This is a genomic window from Desulfobaculum sp., assembly GCF_054921475.1.
The window spans coordinates 1-15,852 of record NZ_JBUDSW010000058.1; the positions used below are offsets into that span (position 1 = coordinate 1).

Here is a 15,852-nt window from a genome sequence, read left to right on the forward strand (position 1 = left end):
CGGAGAGGTGGACTACGACGCCGCGCTGGAGGCTCTGGAACCGTCGTCGGCGCTCCGTGCGCAGGGGATTGACGACACCTGCGCCCAGCGCGCCGCGTCCCGCGTGCGGTCGCGGCGGGCGGCAGCGGAACGGGTGGCCCTTGCCCAGCGCGAAGCCGCGCGGGTGGCGGCCATTGAACAGATGATGACGGCTTATGAGCAGGGCGACTGTGCTACGGCGTTTGCGGCGGTGGATGACGCGCGCGGCGTCTTTGGCGAGGAGGAATACACAACCCTTCTGGACGTGCTGGAGGAAGAGCAGTGGACCACGTATCCCGGGTCCATGGTGCGCGGGGTGCTGCTGTGCCTGCGCGGCGAGTGGCGCAAGTCGCAGATGCTGTGGTGTGTTGGCACGATATACAGCGCGGACGACGCCCGGCGCATAGCGGGTGTCTTTGCCCTTGCGCCGAAGCCGTGGAGCGTGCTCCTTATGCGCGGGGTGGAGCGTGTGGACGCCGCCTTTGGCGCGGACGAAACCGGGCGGAAGCTGGCGGACGCGGCAACGCGTGATATGTTGGCGCGGCTGGACGTGTGCGGCGCGAAGGCGGAAGCGGCCTTTGACGCGCTGACGCCGGGGAGTCCCGGATACCTTGTGGAGCGTATCATCAGCGCGTACGGCGGCACAGCCGCCTGATGAAAAAAGCGCCCCGGCCGAAAGGCTGGGGCGCTTTTGCGTTACTGCATGAAATTTTTAATGCCTGTGAAGACGATTTGCGCGGCGAGGGCCGCCAGCACAAGGCCCGAGAGCTTGGTGAGGATTTCAATCCCCACATTGCCAAGGGCGCGCTTGATGCGCGAGGCCATAAAGAGAATCACGCCAAGGCACACCACCGCGGCGGACATGGCGGCAAAGCCGATGGCCTTTTCCAGCGAGGAGCCAAGCCCAGCGCCCATAACCATCATAACACCCACCGTGGCGGGGCCGACGGCGATGGGGATGGCAAGGGGCACAACGCTGATGTCGCCTTCGCCGGGGTCAACCTTGTCGTCCTTCTTTTTGTCCTTGTTGCCCTGCACCAGTGCGACGGCGGACAAAAACAGCAGTGCGCCAGCGCCAATGCGGAAGCTATCCAGCGTAATGCCCAGAATCCGGAACAGCGGGTTGCCGAAAAAGAAGATGATGCCGCACAGCACAATGGTGGAGATGGTGGTGCGGATGGCGATGCCGTGCTGCTCCTGCTTGGTCATGCCCTTGGTGAGGGCAAGGAACATGGACAGCACAAAAAAGGGGGCCAGCACGAAGAAAAACTTCGTGAAGATGTTGATGAAGAGACTCATTCCCATACCTCATGCGAAAAAAAAGGAAGTAGCGCGGCCCCGGCGCAGTGTTGCGGGTGCGGCGGGGCCGATGTGTGTCAAGGCGCGCTCACTACTGCCTTGATGCCCTCCGCGTCAACCACAATGTGCGGATGTCCGGGCGTCGCCGCAGGAAAATGCGCAGAAGGGCGAATGGAACGGCTTGAGATGCCACAGCATTTTGTATGATTCGCATAAGGAGAAAGATGCGGAGACGTGTGAAGGAGAGGCTGGGGGACTGGAACGCAGAGTGATGCGCGGGGCGGTGGGAAAAGAGCGATTGATGTGACGGTGGCATCGGGGGCAGTACGCCGGGCGGGGCGGTGGACGAAGGAGAGAGGCCGGGAGTGTTGTGCTGGTGGCGCGCGGCGCAGAGTGGGCGCACAGTGGGCGGAGAACACTCCAGCTGGGGCGCATGGCGCAGCGTGCAAAGGGACACTGAAACGGGGTGTTGGCTCGCGGATGGATGGCGGCTGGGGGCGCAGGATGGCTTACACCGGGGCTTCGGCTCCGGTAACGTGCAGGGCGCGGCGGTAGCGTAGGCGCAGACGCAGGCCGTCGGCTTGGGCTTCCATCTGGGCGCTGTGGATGAGGCGGCGGTCTTCGGCAAGTTCGGCGAGAATGCGGCAGTGCGGGGCGTCTGGCGGGGCGTTCCAGCCAAGGGCGAGGGTGAGGGGGAGGTCTTCGGGCGGCAGGGAAAAGGCGCGGTCGCCAACGGCGGTGCTGGCCATGTCCATGGTGCACCACGAACTGCGCAGAATGGGGCTGGTGAGGATATACCGCCGGGGTGGAGCGGGGAGTTTGCGGATTTCTAGATGCCCTTGGGGGAAGGGGAAAAAGCGCAGAAAGTCGAACCGGGGTGGACGGGGAAAGCCTGTTGAGGGAATGGGGGGCGAGGCGGCCAGCGCGGCGGCAAAGCGCTTGGCGATGAGGGTGAGCAGGCTTTCGGGCAGGGGCGAGTCTACACCGGAGACAAGATGCCACGCCCATGCGTGACAGCGTTCCTCGTGGGTGGTGAGGTCCCGCAGTACCGTAGGGGTGAACGGCTTGTAGCAGTGCCGACAATGCACCCTGATGGCGTCGTTGTACGCATTCCGCGCGGCCTTCATCACGTCGTGGAGGACAACCTGCTTCACGTCGCACAGGTAATCATCCTGTTCGTGAATGGCGACGGGGATGATTGCTTCCGCTGTGGGAATGTCCATGTGTGAAGTTGTATGGCGAAACGGGATGCATTGTCAAAAGAACAATGCATCCCGTTTCGAATTTTACAGGTTTTTTGCGGTGTTTCGTTCTGCGCGCTACAGACACTGCGATTGCAGTTCCTGCCCCAGATACGTGCGCTCGGCTTCGCCAAGGATGCCAAGGGACAGGCAAATAAGCGTCCACAGGTGCACGGTGTGCCACGCACCATTGTACACGGAGCGCAAGTCGTGGATTTGCGAGTGGCAGTTGTGGCAGGGGGTGATGACATAGTCCGCCCCCGTGGCCAAAATCTGCTGCGCTTTGAATTTGCCGTAGGCGCGGCGCTCTGCGGCGTAGCCCGATTGGAGCGCGCCGCCGCCCCCGCCGCAGCAGTAGTTGCTGGAGCGGTTGGGGTGCATTTCAATGAAGTTTTCCTCGCCAACCACGGCCTTGGTGACAAAGCGCAGATCCTCGGCCACGGGATCGCCAAGGGTCTTGCGCACCAGCTGGCATGGGTCCTGTATGGTAAAGGTCAGGCCGAGGTCGCGGTTCCAGTCCGCGTTGACGGGCAGCTTGCCCTCGCGAATCCAGCGCGCGTACCACGGGATGATGCTCTCCAGTCGAAACGATGGCGTAATGCCGAATTTTTCCAGTCCGGCCCGGACTGCGTAAAATTCGTGGCCTCATTCAGTGTTGAGCCAGACTGAACAGCCCAGCGCTTCAACCGCCTCCACCTTTTTTCGGACGATGCGCTCCCAACTGGCGTCGTCCGCTGCAAACATGCAGTAGTTTTCTGCGGCCCAGCCAACGGAGCCGTAGGTCCAGTCCGCCCCCACCACGTTCAGAATCTTCCACAGCGGCACCATTTCGTCGGGCTCGGTGACTGGCTCGCGGGAGTTTTGGTTCAGGAAGAACATGGCGCCGTGCTTGTCTATGGGCGCGTCCAGTGCGGCTTGGCCGTCCTGCGTGTCGCGCACTTCCTCCAGAACGTCCTCGACAACGAAGGCGAAGTCCTCGGAGCTGGCGCCCATGGCGCTGGCGCCGGGGGTGCGCAGGGCTTGGTCGCAGGAGCCGATAATCCCGCGCGGGCGCTCCTCGCGCGGCCATGCGGCGCGGGCGGCATAGACCAGCGCGGGGATGTCGATTTGCATGGGGCATACGTGCACGCAGCGGCGGCACATGGTGCACATCCACACCCACGGTGTGCGCGCCAGTTCGTCGTCCATGCCCAAGGTGGCCATGCGCACGAACTTGCGCGGGTCCAGCCCTGCCAGCCCCGTGGCCGGGCAGGCCGAGGAGCACATGCCGCAGGTCAGGCAGGTGTCAAAGCTGCCCCCGGTGGGGAACAGCTGGCGCGAGAGGTCGCGAAAGGCGGGAATGTCCCGCGCCCTCGTGGCAGTATCAGTCATTGTGCCCTCGCTTGTCGGGGCCGGGGGCGTCCTCGTCGCCAGCGGCGGCAACGTGCAGGCAGACTCCGGCCTGTGAGAGAATTTCCCGGAAGCGTCCGGGGGGCGCGCCGTCGGTAAACAGCGCGTCCACGTCGGAAATATGGCCAAGGCGCATCATTGCGCCGCGTCCGAACTTGCTCTTGTCCGCCGCCAGAAACGCGCGGCGGCAGGTGCGCATAATACACCGCGTAATGCGGATTTCGCGCTCGTCAAAGTCCAGCAGGGTGCCGTCGGTGTCGATGCCGCTGAGGGTGACCACGCCATAGTCCGGGCGAAACTGCTTGAAGAATTCCACGGCGCTTTCGCCGATGATGCCGTTGTCGCGCTGGCGTAGCCGTCCGCCCGCGACCAGAATGTCCACGTCGCGCGCGCCGCGCATCAGGGCGGCAACGTTCAGGTTGTTGGTGATAATGCGCAGGCCGGTGTGCCCGGCCAGCGCCTCGGCGATGAATTCCGACGTGGTGCCGATGTCCAGCACCACCGAGGCATGGTCCGGGATGCGGCTGGCTACAAGGCGCGCAATGCGCCGCTTTTGCGGGGCGCACAGCTCGCGCCGGACGCCATAAGCGGCATTGTGCGAACCGGAGGCCGGACCCGCGCCGCCGTGATAGCGGCGGATAAGCCCCTGCGCGGCAAGGGCGCGGACGTCGCGCCGGATGGTCTGTGTGGAGCAGGAAAAATGCTCGGCCAGCGCGTCCAGCGGCATAAAACCACGGCTGAGGATGCCCCGGAGGATGCCTTTTTGTCTGGCGGACAGCGCGAGGGTGGCCGCATCGGTAAAATTGCCCGTGGCTGTAGCGCTGTTGTGTGTTGCCTCTGAGGTGTGTGGCATATGTACCGCTGTGTTTGAGTGGTTAATCAATATGCATTCGAGATGCAGTATGCCACATGTGGCGGTTCTTTGTCACTGCTGGTCGAAATGTGACATTGCTTTGCCGAGTGTGGTGTTCTTTTTGCGGTGCTGTGTTGACAAATTGTGCGTATGGGGTACATTTGCTTGGCAATTTCTTGTACTTTAGAAAGATGTCGGCAAATAGCCAACGGGGCGCGCATGCAGACACAGGTGCTGATTATAGGCGGAGGAGCGACGGGCACCGGCCTCGCAAGGGATTTGGCCCTGCGTGGTGTTCGGAGCATCGTTGTGGAAAAACGCGATGTGAACGCCGGCGCCTCGGGCGGTAACCATGGCCTGCTGCACAGCGGTGCGCGCTACGTGCACAGCGATCCGCATTCCGCTGCGGAGTGCCGGGAAGAAGCCGAAATTATCAAACGTATTGCCCCCCAATGTGTCGAGGACACAGGGGGGCTTTTTGTTGCCGTGGCGGGGGATGATGAAGACTACATCGCCCGGTTCCCCGGCCTGTGCGAGGCCAGCGGCGTGCCCTGCACGCCCATGGCGGTGCAGGACGCCTTAGAGCGGGAGCCGGAACTCTCGCCCAAGACCATCGCCGCCTACGCCGTGCGCGATGCCTCCATCGACCCCTTCCGCCTGTCCCTAGAAAATTTGTACCACGCCCGGGATATGGGCGCGGGGTATATGCGCCGTACCATTGTGGAGAAGTTCGAGATGGACGGCGGGCGCATTGTGCGGGTGCACCTGCGCCACACGCGGTCCGGGCGGGAAACCATTGTGGAGCCGGAGTATGTGGTCAGCGCGTCTGGCGCGTGGGCCGCGTGGGTGGCGGCCAAGGCGGGCATCACCATCCCCATGCGCTACTCCAAGGGCACGCTTCTCGTCACCCACGAGCGCATGACCGACCACGTCATCAACCGCCTGCGTCCCCCCGGCAACGGCGATATCGTGGTGCCGGGAGGTACGGTGTCCGTCCTTGGGACCACGTCGGAGCGCGTTCACAACCTTGACACCATCCGTCCCACCATCCCCGAAGTTGACGAAAATATCATCGAAGGTTCGCCCATGGTGCCGCGCCTTGCCACAGCGCGCTATGTGCGGGCCTACGCCGGAGTGCGCCCACTCATCGACCTTGGCGGCAGCGGCGATGACCGCGCCGTGAGCCGCGGCTTTGAGCTTTTTGACCATGCCGAGGACGGGGTGGAGAACTTTTTCACCGTGACCGGCGGCAAGCTGACCACCTATCGCCTGATGGCCGAGAAGACTGCCGACCTTGTGTGCCAGCGCCTTGGGGTGGACGCCCCGTGCCGCACCCACGAGGAAGCGCTCCCCCCGGCGGACCGGTGCCGCTGGACCGAACCGGGCCTGACCCCGCGCGAATGGGCGCGCCGCCACAGCCCGGACGACGCCCTGCTGTGCGAGTGCGAAATGGTGCCCCGCAGCACTGTGGACGACATTATGTCCGGCTGCCGGGAATACGCCTCGCGCCCGGCGCTGCGGGCCATTGGCCTGCGCAGCCGCGTGGGCAAGGGCGCCTGTCAGGGCGCGTTTTGCGGCATCCGTGTTGGGGCGCACCTGTACGACGCCGGGGAGTTTGATTCCCCCGAAGGGCTGGTGCGCATGCGCGAATTTTTCTCGGAGCGCTTCAAGGGCCAGCGGCCCGTCCTCTGGGGCGTACAGCTTGCGCAGGCGGAATTGGCCGAGGCTCTGCACTGCGGCCTGATGGGGCTGGATATGGTGCAGACCGGGGAGACTGACGGCACTGACGACAGCGGGGGAGGTGACGGCCATGACCACTGAGCATGTGCGCACGGACCTTGCGATAATCGGGTGCGGCCTTGCTGGCGTAGCCGCGGCGGTGAGCGCCTCGCGCCGCGGTATGGACGCCGTGCTTCTTGGCAGCACTGGCGGCATCGTTTTTACCAGCGGCTATTTGGATGTTTTTGGCCTTTTGCCCGGGACGCAGGATGTTTTTGACGACCCGTGGCAGGGCCTGCGGCGCATGGCTGCGGCCAATCCCGAGCACCCTTACGCGCGTATGGCGCCATCGGACGTTCGCGCGGCCATGGAGCAGTTTGTGGCGTTTCTTCGCGATGCCGGGTTGGACTACGTTCACGGCGGCGACCGGAATCTGTCCGCCCTGTCTCCGGCCGGAACCTTTAAGCCCACGTGGGCCATGCCCGCCACCATGGCCAAAGGGCCGGACATTCTCGCCTCGGATGCGGCCTGCGCCATTGTGGGCATTGAGGGGCTGAAGGGCTTTTCCGCCAAGCAGGTGGCCGCCAATTGTTGCGGCCCGGAGCGCGCCCTTCGCGCCGCTCAGGTGTCCTTTCCCGGGCTGGAGGGCTACGACGAAGTCTTTGCCGAGCACGTGGCCCGCGCGCTGGAGGTCCCCGCCAACCGTGAGGCCTTTGCCGAGGTGCTGCGCCCCCACTGCGAGGGCGTGCAGGCGCTCGGTCTGCCCGCCATATTGGGCATCCATGCACCGGGAGAGGTGCTGGCGGCCATGGAGGCGCTCCTTGGTGTGACGGTGTTTGAAATTCCGTCCATGCCGCCGTCTCTTGCGGGCATCCGCCTGCGCGAGGCCTTCGAGGAATCCATGCCCCGGTTGGGCGTGCGTCTGTTGGCGCGCAAGGATGCGCTGTCCGTGACGCAGGTGCCGGATGGGCTGGAGATTTTGGCCGGTGCGCGCACGCCGGAGGTGCGGGTGACGGCCACGGGCGCGGTGCTGGCGACGGGGCGCTTTCTTGGCGGCGGCCTGCGGGCGCTGCGCACTGGTGTGGAGGAAACGGTGCTGGGCGTGCCCGTCACGCAGCCGCCCACGCGGTCGGACTGGAACCGTTTGGAATATTTTGATCCCGGCGGCCATGACATCAACGCCGTGGGCGTGGAGGTGGACGGAGACATGCGCGTCATCGGCGCGGATGGCCGTCCTTATCACCCGCGAATGTATGCTGCCGGGTCCATCCTTGCGCATCAGGATTGGGTCCGGACGCGAAGTGGTGCTGGGTTGGCCGTGGCAACTGCCGATAGGGCGGTGGCCAGTTTCGCAGAACAGGTTGGATAAGCCGGTGCGGCGCGGCCGCACGATGCGCACGCCGGTAAGCAAGGAGAGTGTCGCTTTGGGCATACGAGTCGAGAACGTCACCATGACTTACGACGGTGTCGATGTCCTGAAGGACGTATCTGTCGATATCGAGGATGGTTCGTTCCTCACGTTGCTCGGTGGGTTGGGGGCTGGCAAGACGACGCTATTGCGCATCATGGCTGGCATCGACAAACCCACGCGGGGCCGTGTGTATTTCAACGGCAAGGACGTGACGCGTGAACCTGTGCAAAAGCTGCCGGTGGCTATGGTCTACCAGCAGTTCATCAACTACCCGTCCATGACGGTGTACGACAACATCGCCTCGCCCCTGTTGGCGGGGCGAGGGCCGAAACCCGGCAAGGACGAGCTGGACCGCAAGGTCCGCCAGTACGCCGAGCTTCTCGGCCTGACCGCCGTGCTCAGTCACCATCCGGAAGAAGTCAGCGGCGGCCAGCGCCAACGCACGGCCATCGCCCGCGCCCTTATCAAGGAGGCGACCTTCACCTTCTTGGATGAGCCGCTGGCGAACCTGGACTACAAACTGCGCGAGGAACTGCGCGGCGAGCTGAAAAACATCCTCTCCGACAAGGGCGGCGTCGTGGTCTACGCCACGCCGGAGCCGGTGGACGCCCTGTCCATGGCGACCCACGTCGGCTACATGCAGGACGGAGAAATCCTCCAGTACGGCGACCTTGAAAGCGTGTACCGCTATCCCGGGCTTGCCGATGTGGGGCGCTATTTCAGTTATCCCACCATGAACATTCTGCCCGGCCAGTGCGTGAAGGAGGAGGGGCGGACCTTTATCCACCTTGCCGACGAGCTTGCCGTGGAGGTCAGCCACTTTGGCGACAAGCTCACGCGCGGGGAGTACCTCGTGGGCATCCGCGCCTACAACCTCTACACCAAAAAGGTGCGCGACGACCTTGTGCATCTGGAGGCGGAGGTCGCCCTGTCCGAAACGCTGGGGTCGGATACGGAACTGCACTGCACGTTCCACGACAAGCCCATGGTTGTTCTGGAGCAGGAGGTGGCGCGTTATCACCTTGGCGAGCAGGTGGATTTGTATCTCGATCCGAACCGGCTGTTCCTGTTTGATACCGACACCAGAGAGCTGGTGGTGAAGACGTTCGTCGAATAGGCGAGGGGGGTGCAGATGGCTACGGTTGAACTTGTTAATGTCTCCCATTCCTACAATCCGCCCGGAACGCCCGACAGCGAGCGCACATGGGCGGTGAAGGACTTGTCCATCGTCTGGGAGGACGGCAGCGCCAACGCGCTTCTTGGCCCTTCCGGCTGCGGCAAGACCACACTCCTGAATATCATCTCGGGCCTGTTGCCGACGCCAACGCGCGGCAAGGTGCTCATCGACGGGCGCGACGTCACGGGTATGAAGCCCCGCGAACGGGGCATCGCGCAGGTGTTCCAGTTCCCGGTGGTTTACGACTCCATGAATGTCTACGACAACCTTGCTTTTCCCCTGCGCAACGAAGGCCGCCCCAAGGCCGAGGTGGACGCCAAGGTGCACGAGGTGGCGGGCATACTGGGGCTGGAAAAGATGCTCCGGACCCACGCCACGCGCCTCAATCCCGCCGACAAGCAGAAAATCTCCCTTGGCCGCGGCATTGTGCGCGAGAGTACGGCGGCGGTCCTGTTGGATGAACCGCTCACCGTCATTGACCCCAAGCTCAAATGGGGCCTCAGACGCCAGCTGCGCGAAGTGCAGCGCGCCCTTGGCAAGACCATGATTTACGTCACCCACGACCAGCACGAGGCCCTGACCTTTGCCGACGACGTCACTGTGGTCCGGGGCGGCGTGCTGGTGCAGAAGGGCAGCCCCAAGGACCTGCACGACGATCCGTCCTCGCCGTTTATCGGCTACTTCATCGGCTCGCCGGGTATGAATGTGTTGTCATGCACGCTGGATGATTCCGGCCTCAATTGCGGCCCGTTCAGCATCCCCGTGGACGCCCCCATTCGCGAACACGCGGCGTCCGCTGTCGGCGAACTGGAACTTGGCATCCGTCCGGAGTTCGTCCAGCCGCGCCATGCGCCGGATGATGAGAGCGTCGCCTTTACCGTCTCCGTCATTGAAGACACGGGGGCTTACCGCATCCTGACCCTGCGTCAGGGCGACATGCGCATCAAGGCCCGCGCGGCCAATGACTTTGCGGTGCAGGAGGGTGACGAGATTGGCGTGCACTTTCCGCAGAGCGGCATCAAGCTCTTTGCGGGCGGCAAGCGCCTTGCCGCGCCGGACTGACGGCCCGGACGGGCGCAAGCGCGCTGTGCCCCGGATTGACGGCGCTGTCAGAGGTTCACGCTCCGAGTCCTTCGTCCCCCTAGAGAGGCGTTTATGAAAAACAGAGCCTGGCTCTTCCTCATACCGGCACTGGTCCTTATGTCCATCAGTGCGTTCATCCCGCTGATGACGGTCATCAACTATTCCCTGCACTACATCTTTTCCGGCTCCGCGCCGACGTTTGTCGGCTTTGAAAACTATGTCGAGGTGCTGAACGACCACGCCTTTTGGGGCGCGTTTCTCCGGCAGATGGGCTTTAGCCTGATGGTGCTCCTTGTGGAGATTCCCCTCGGCATCCTCATCGCCATGGCTGTACCGCGCAAGGGCATCGGCCTTGCCGTGAGCCTTGTGCTCCTCGGCATTCCGCTACTCATCCCCTACAACGTGGTGGGCATTATCTGGCGGCTGTTTACGCAGGCGTCCATCGGCGTGGTGCCCAGCTTGTTCGGCCTGTTTGGCGCATCCTACAACGTGGCGCTGGACCCCGTGGACGCGCCGGTGACCATCTTCGTCCTGGATGTGTGGCACTGGACGCCGCTGGTGGCGCTGCTGGCCTTTGCGGGATTGCAGGCCATCCCCGATGCCTACTATCAGGCCGCCGAGATTGACGGCGCGTCCGGCTGGAGCACCTTCCGCTACGTGACCCTGCCCAAGCTCAAGCCCGTGCTCATCCTAGCTGTACTGCTTCGGTTTATGGACTCGTTTAAAATCTACGCGGAGCCGCTGCTGCTGACAGGCGGTGGGCCGGGCAGTTCCACAACGTTCTTCAGCCTGCACGTGGCGCGCAAGGCGCAATCGTATGAGCTGGGCTACGCCGGGGCCGTGTCCATTATCTATCTGTTCATCGTCATTCTGTTCAGCTTCCTCTTCTTCCAGGCCATGACCAATACCGGCAAAGGAGAGCAGTCATGAAAATGAAAAAGCGCACCATTTTGCTCGTCCTCTACTTCATTGTGCTGTTCATCCCTATTTATTGGATGATTATCACCTCACTCAAGACCGACAATGAGATTTTGAAGGAGCTCACCTTCTATCCCCACGAGCTGACCTTCAAGAACTACGTGGAGATATTCACCAACCCCTTCTGGCGGGCCAGCTTCCAGAACTCCCTGACCTATGTTGGCCTCAACGTCATCATCACGCTGTTGGCGGCGGTACCCGGCGCGTACGCCTTTTCGCGCTGGACCTTCCGCGGCAGCCATCATTTGTTCTTCTGGCTGCTGACCAACCGCATGGCGCCTGCCGCCGTCTTCATGGTGCCCTTTACGGAGCTGTATTACATCCTGCATCTGTACGACACCTGCTGGGCCGTGGCCCTTGCGCACTGCCTGTTCAACATTCCCCTCGCCATCTGGATTCTGGAAGGCTTCATGTCCGGCATCCCGCGCGAGATTGACGAAACGGCCTTTGTGGACGGCTACACCTTTCCGCAGTTCTTCCGGAAAATCTTCTTTCCGCTCATTGGTCCCGGCATTGGTGTGACGGCGTTCTTTAGCTTCACCTTCTCGTGGGTGGAACTCATCCTCGCCAAGGCGCTCACCGTGACCAACGCCAAGCCTGCGGTGGTGCAGCTAACTGTTGGCATTGGCGCAGAGGGCGTGAAGTGGGGCCTGTTGGCCGCTGCGGGCTTCTTGACCATCATCCCCGGCGCCATCGTGGTCTACTTTGTCCGTAACTACATGGCCAAGGGCTTCGCCCTCGGGAGGGTCTAGCGCATGTGGAATTGGATAGTTGATCAGACGGCATGGATGTACTGGACGGTGCCAAGCGGCATTGCCATCGGCACGCTGTTTCTGGCCATTGGCGGCATGGCGGCGTGGGACGCCGCGAGCCCCAGCATTCCGCGCCGGGGCTTTTACCCCATGAAGACGCGGCGGGGTGACAGATTCTTCATTGGCATCATGTCCGCCATTCTCATCTTCCTTATCTGGCTCGGTGTGGTGGGCGACACAATGTTGCTCGTCCCCACGGCCATTGCCCTCGGTTGGGGGCTTGTGCAGGGGCGCTGGGGCTGACGCCCGGCCGCCTTCAAAGAGTTCAAGCGGCCTGTGTGCCGCGGTGAAGTGATGTACCAGCACGGATTTCTGCAAGGAGGTTCTGTCGACACGATTGGCAGCGGATTTGGTGGAGAGCAAATACTCAATCACGACTTCAAAAGGAGACTGGGACATGCTGAAACGGTCTATAAGTCTGTTTGCCGCACTCTCGTTGTGCCTGACCTTGGTCGTTCCGGCGGCGGCCGCGTCCAAGGACGCCGTCATTGAAAAATGGATCGAGGTCTTCCAACCCTGCGCCGTGGACAAGGAGCAGCAAAAGAAGGAACTGGAATGGTTCGTCGAGGCCTCCAAGCCTCTGCGCGGGATGGAAATCAAATCCGTGGCCGAAGGCATCGCCACCCACAAGTGGGAATCCGAAGTGCTGGCCAAGGCCTTCTATGAACTCACGGGCATCAAGGTCACTCACGACATCATCGGCGAAGGCGAGGTCGTGGACCGCGTCCAGCGTCAGATTCAGACCAACCGCCCCATCTATCACATCTACGTCAACGACGCGGACCTCATCGGCACGCATCTGCGCGCCGACAGCGCCCTGAACTTCACCGAGTACATGAACGGCGAAGGCAAAGGCGTCACCGACCCCTATCTGGACATGGCCGACCTCCTGAACCCCGAATTCGGGCAGGACTACGACGGCAACCAGCTCCAGATTCCGGACCAGCAGTTCGCCAACCTCTACTGGTTCCGCTACGACTGGTTCACCAACCCCGAATTCATGAAGGAATTCAAGGCAAAGTACGGCTATGAACTCGGCGTGCCCGTGAACTGGCAGGCCTATGAGGACATCGCGGAATTCTTCACCGGCAAGACCATCAACGGCCAGAAGGTGTACGGCCACATGGACTACGGCAAGAAGTCCCCGTCCCTCGGCTGGCGCTTCACCGACGCGTGGCTGTCCATCGCCGGTACCGGCGACAAGGGCCTGCCCAACGGCTACCCCGTGGACGAATGGGGCATCCGCTGCGAAAACAAGATCCCCGTTGGCGCTTCCGTTGAGCGTGGCGGCGCTGCCAACAGCCCCGCCGCTGTGTACGCCACCACCAAGTACGTGGAATGGCTCAAGAAGTACGCCCCGCCCTACGCCGCGTCCATGACGTGGTCCGAGGCCGGTCCCACCCCCGCGCGCGGCAACGTGGCCCAGCGCGTGTTCCAGTACATCACCTGGCTGGCCGACCCCGCGTTTAACGACCCCTCCAGCCCCGTCACCGACGACAACGGCAAGCCCCTGTGGCGTGTGGCCCCCACACCCCACGGCAAGTACTGGGATGAAGGCATGAAGGTTGGCTATCAGGACGCCGGTTCCTGGACCATCCTCAAGAACTCCGTTAAAGGCGACGAGCGCAAAGCCGCATGGCTGTGGGCGCAGTTCTGCATCTCCAAGACCGTGAGCCTGAAGAAGTTCGTGGTTGGCCGCACCCCGGTGCGCAAGTCCACCGTCTTCTCCGACTATCTGGCCAAGGAAGAGGAAAAGGGCACCTACGGCGGCATCGTGACGTTCTACAAGTCTCCTGTGGAGAATATGTGGACCGACTCCGGCCCCAACGTGCCGCATTACCCCGTTCTGGCCGAGCAGTGGTGGAAGCACGTGGCCCTCGCCGTTACCGGTGAGTCTACGCCGCAGGAAGCCATGGACCAGCTCGCCTACAAGATGGACGAACTCATGGGTAAGCTGCGTCTGCCCAAGTATTCGCCCAAGCTGAACCCCAAGAAGGACCGCGAGTACTGGCTGAGCCAGCCCGGTTCGCCCAAGCCCGAGCGCCCCGACGAAAAGGGCGAGACCATGCCCTACGACGAAATGCTCAAGGCCTGGCGTTCCCAGTAGTACACAACTCCAGACGGCGGGCCGGTTATCCGGCCCGCCCCTTTCCATCGGGAGCCGTCCGTCCCCGCGTGCCGCGCGCCTGTGGCGACCGACGCCCTCCGATGGGCCGGGAAACGACAACCGAGGAGAGAACGCATGGCACAATATATCGGTGCGGTTGACCAAGGCACCACCAGTACCCGATTCATCATCTTCGACAAGAGTGGCCGCATCGTCGGCATGGACCAGAAAGAGCACACCCAGATTTACCCGCAGCCCGGGTGGGTTGAGCATAACCCTATGGAAATCTGGCAGAACACGCAGGAAGTCATCCGCGGCGCGCTGGTCAAGTCCGGCATCAAAGGCTCCGAGCTCGCCGCCATAGGCATCACCAACCAGCGCGAGACCACCGTCGTGTGGGACCGGAACACCGGCCAGCCCTATTACAACGCCATCGTCTGGCAGTGCACAAGGACCCACAGCATCTGCAAGGACCTCATGGCCGATGGCGGGCAGGACCGCTTCCGCGAGGTCACAGGTCTGCCCATCGCCACCTACTTTTCCGGCCCCAAGATCAAATGGATTCTGGATGAGGTTCCCGAGGCCCGCGCCGCCGCAGAGCGGGGCGACGCCTGCTTTGGCACCATGGAGACGTGGGTCATCTGGTGGCTTACCGGCGGTCCGCAGGGCGGGGCGCACGTCACCGACGTCACCAACGCCAGCCGCACCATGATGATGGACCTGCGCACCCTCACGTGGGACGACGATATTCTCAAGGTGCTTGGCGTGCCGCGTCAGGCGCTGCCGCGTATTGTTCCTTCCTCCGACGAAGGCACATGGGGCACCACTGACGAGCACGGCCCGCTTTCCGCACGCGTTCCCGTCTGCGGCGCCCTCGGCGACCAGCAAGCCGCCCTTGTGGGGCAAGCCTGTTTCGAGCCGGGGCAGGCCAAGAATACCTACGGCACCGGCTGCTTCCTCCTTCTGCATACCGGGCACGAACCTGTCGTCTCGCGCCACGGGCTCATCACCACCCTTGCCTATCAGTTCAGCGGGCGCGAGCCGTCCTATTGTTTGGAAGGCTCCATCGCCATCGCCGGGGCCCTTGTGCAGTGGCTGCGCGACAACCTTGAGATGTTCAAGGATGCCGCAGAGGTCGAAGAACTCGCCGCCAAGGTCGAGGACACCGGCGGCGTCTACGTCGTTCCCGCCTTTTCCGGCCTTTTCGCGCCGTACTGGCGGCCCGACGCGCGCGGCGTTATCGCGGGCCTTACCCGCTACGCCAACAAGCACCACATCGCCCGCGCTGTGCTTGAAGCCACAGCCTATCAGACCCGCGACATTGTCGAGGCCATGAACAAGGACTCCGGCGTGCCCCTCACGGCCCTCAAGGTGGACGGCGGCATGGTGCGCAACAATTTGCTTATGCAGTTCCAGTCCGACATTCTCAGCGTGCCCGTCATTCGCCCCCGCGTCACCGAGACCACCTGCCTCGGCGCCGCCTACGCCGCAGGCATCGCCTCCGGCTTCTGGGTCGACCGCAGCGAACTCATCGCCAACTGGGAAGAAGACTACAAGTGGACGCCCAAAATGGACGACGACCGCCGCAAGGAAGGCTACGCAGGCTGGAAAAAGGCCGTGGAGCGGACCTACAACTGGGTGGAATAGGCCCTAGACACGCGCGCAGGCGGGGCACGCGGGCGGTCACCGCCGCGGCCCGCGTATGGCACTCTCGCTCGCGACTAAAACGGCCCGGCTGGGAACAGCCGGGCCGCTTTTTGTGGGC

At 63.0% G+C, this 15,852-nt stretch carries 14 protein-coding genes; 10 read left to right on the top strand and 4 right to left on the bottom strand.

The features are described from left to right. Window positions 1-673: hypothetical protein (locus tag ACY69P_RS05550; RefSeq protein ID WP_462326820.1), on the top strand; the 673-nt coding region annotated here is incomplete at its 5' end. A gap of 41 nt (window positions 674-714) precedes the next feature. On the opposite strand, the gene ACY69P_RS05555 is transcribed toward ACY69P_RS05550, so the two are convergent. The 4 genes from ACY69P_RS05555 to ACY69P_RS05570 all read right to left on the bottom strand — a co-directional run bounded on the left by ACY69P_RS05555 (window position 715) and on the right by ACY69P_RS05570 (window position 4,800). After that, window positions 715-1,317: a MarC family protein gene (locus ACY69P_RS05555; protein WP_404843539.1), complete on the bottom strand. Its 603-nt coding sequence runs from the start codon at window positions 1,315-1,317 to the stop codon at window positions 715-717. Between the two features lie 509 nt (window positions 1,318-1,826). Beyond that, window positions 1,827-2,540, bottom strand: coding sequence for a hypothetical protein (locus tag ACY69P_RS05560; protein WP_462326821.1), 714 nt, complete (start codon window positions 2,538-2,540; stop codon window positions 1,827-1,829). Between the two features lie 96 nt (window positions 2,541-2,636). Further along, the gene (locus tag ACY69P_RS05565) at window positions 2,637-3,929 is read right to left on the bottom strand and encodes a (Fe-S)-binding protein (protein ID WP_462326822.1); all 1,293 of its coding nucleotides are present in this window, start codon (window positions 3,927-3,929) and stop codon (window positions 2,637-2,639) included. Further along, entirely contained in the window at window positions 3,922-4,800 is an 879-nt protein-coding gene (locus ACY69P_RS05570; protein ID WP_462326823.1) for a DeoR/GlpR family DNA-binding transcription regulator, read from the bottom strand. Before ACY69P_RS05570 ends, ACY69P_RS05565 begins: the two co-directional genes overlap by 8 nt. Before the next feature lie 219 nt (window positions 4,801-5,019). Between ACY69P_RS05570 and ACY69P_RS05575 the strand changes: the two genes are divergently transcribed. The 9 genes from ACY69P_RS05575 (at window position 5,020) to glpK (ending at window position 15,734) form a co-directional block, all read left to right on the top strand. After that, a complete protein-coding gene (locus ACY69P_RS05575; RefSeq protein ID WP_462326824.1) occupies window positions 5,020-6,621 on the top strand; it encodes an FAD-dependent oxidoreductase in 1,602 nt (533 codons plus the stop codon). Further along, window positions 6,611-7,888 (top strand): glycerol-3-phosphate dehydrogenase subunit GlpB, encoded by a 1,278-nt coding sequence (gene glpB, locus ACY69P_RS05580; RefSeq protein ID WP_462326825.1) that lies wholly within the window; start codon window positions 6,611-6,613, stop codon window positions 7,886-7,888. Before ACY69P_RS05575 ends, glpB begins: the two co-directional genes overlap by 11 nt. Window positions 7,889-7,943: 55 nt before the next feature. Beyond that, on the top strand, window positions 7,944-9,047 hold the full coding sequence (locus tag ACY69P_RS05585) for an ABC transporter ATP-binding protein (protein WP_462326826.1): 1,104 nt from the start codon (window positions 7,944-7,946) through the stop codon (window positions 9,045-9,047). A 15-nt stretch (window positions 9,048-9,062) separates the two neighbouring features. After that, complete coding sequence (locus ACY69P_RS05590; RefSeq protein ID WP_404843532.1) at window positions 9,063-10,169, top strand: ABC transporter ATP-binding protein; 1,107 nt, start codon at window positions 9,063-9,065, stop codon at window positions 10,167-10,169. A gap of 93 nt (window positions 10,170-10,262) precedes the next feature. After that, window positions 10,263-11,120: a carbohydrate ABC transporter permease gene (locus tag ACY69P_RS05595; protein WP_459900889.1), complete on the top strand. Its 858-nt coding sequence runs from the start codon at window positions 10,263-10,265 to the stop codon at window positions 11,118-11,120. Further along, window positions 11,117-11,920 (top strand): carbohydrate ABC transporter permease, encoded by an 804-nt coding sequence (locus ACY69P_RS05600; protein WP_459900891.1) that lies wholly within the window; start codon window positions 11,117-11,119, stop codon window positions 11,918-11,920. Before ACY69P_RS05595 ends, ACY69P_RS05600 begins: the two co-directional genes overlap by 4 nt. A 3-nt stretch (window positions 11,921-11,923) precedes the next feature. Beyond that, window positions 11,924-12,223 carry a DUF2160 domain-containing protein gene (locus tag ACY69P_RS05605; protein ID WP_459900893.1) on the top strand — a complete coding sequence of 100 codons (300 nt, stop codon included), beginning with the start codon at window positions 11,924-11,926 and terminating at the stop codon, window positions 12,221-12,223. Between the two features lie 154 nt (window positions 12,224-12,377). Further along, complete coding sequence (locus ACY69P_RS05610; RefSeq protein ID WP_404843529.1) at window positions 12,378-14,087, top strand: ABC transporter substrate-binding protein; 1,710 nt, start codon at window positions 12,378-12,380, stop codon at window positions 14,085-14,087. Between the two features lie 135 nt (window positions 14,088-14,222). Then, entirely contained in the window at window positions 14,223-15,734 is a 1,512-nt protein-coding gene (glpK, locus tag ACY69P_RS05615; RefSeq protein ID WP_462326827.1) for a glycerol kinase GlpK, read from the top strand. Window positions 15,735-15,852: the final 118 nt, after the last annotated feature.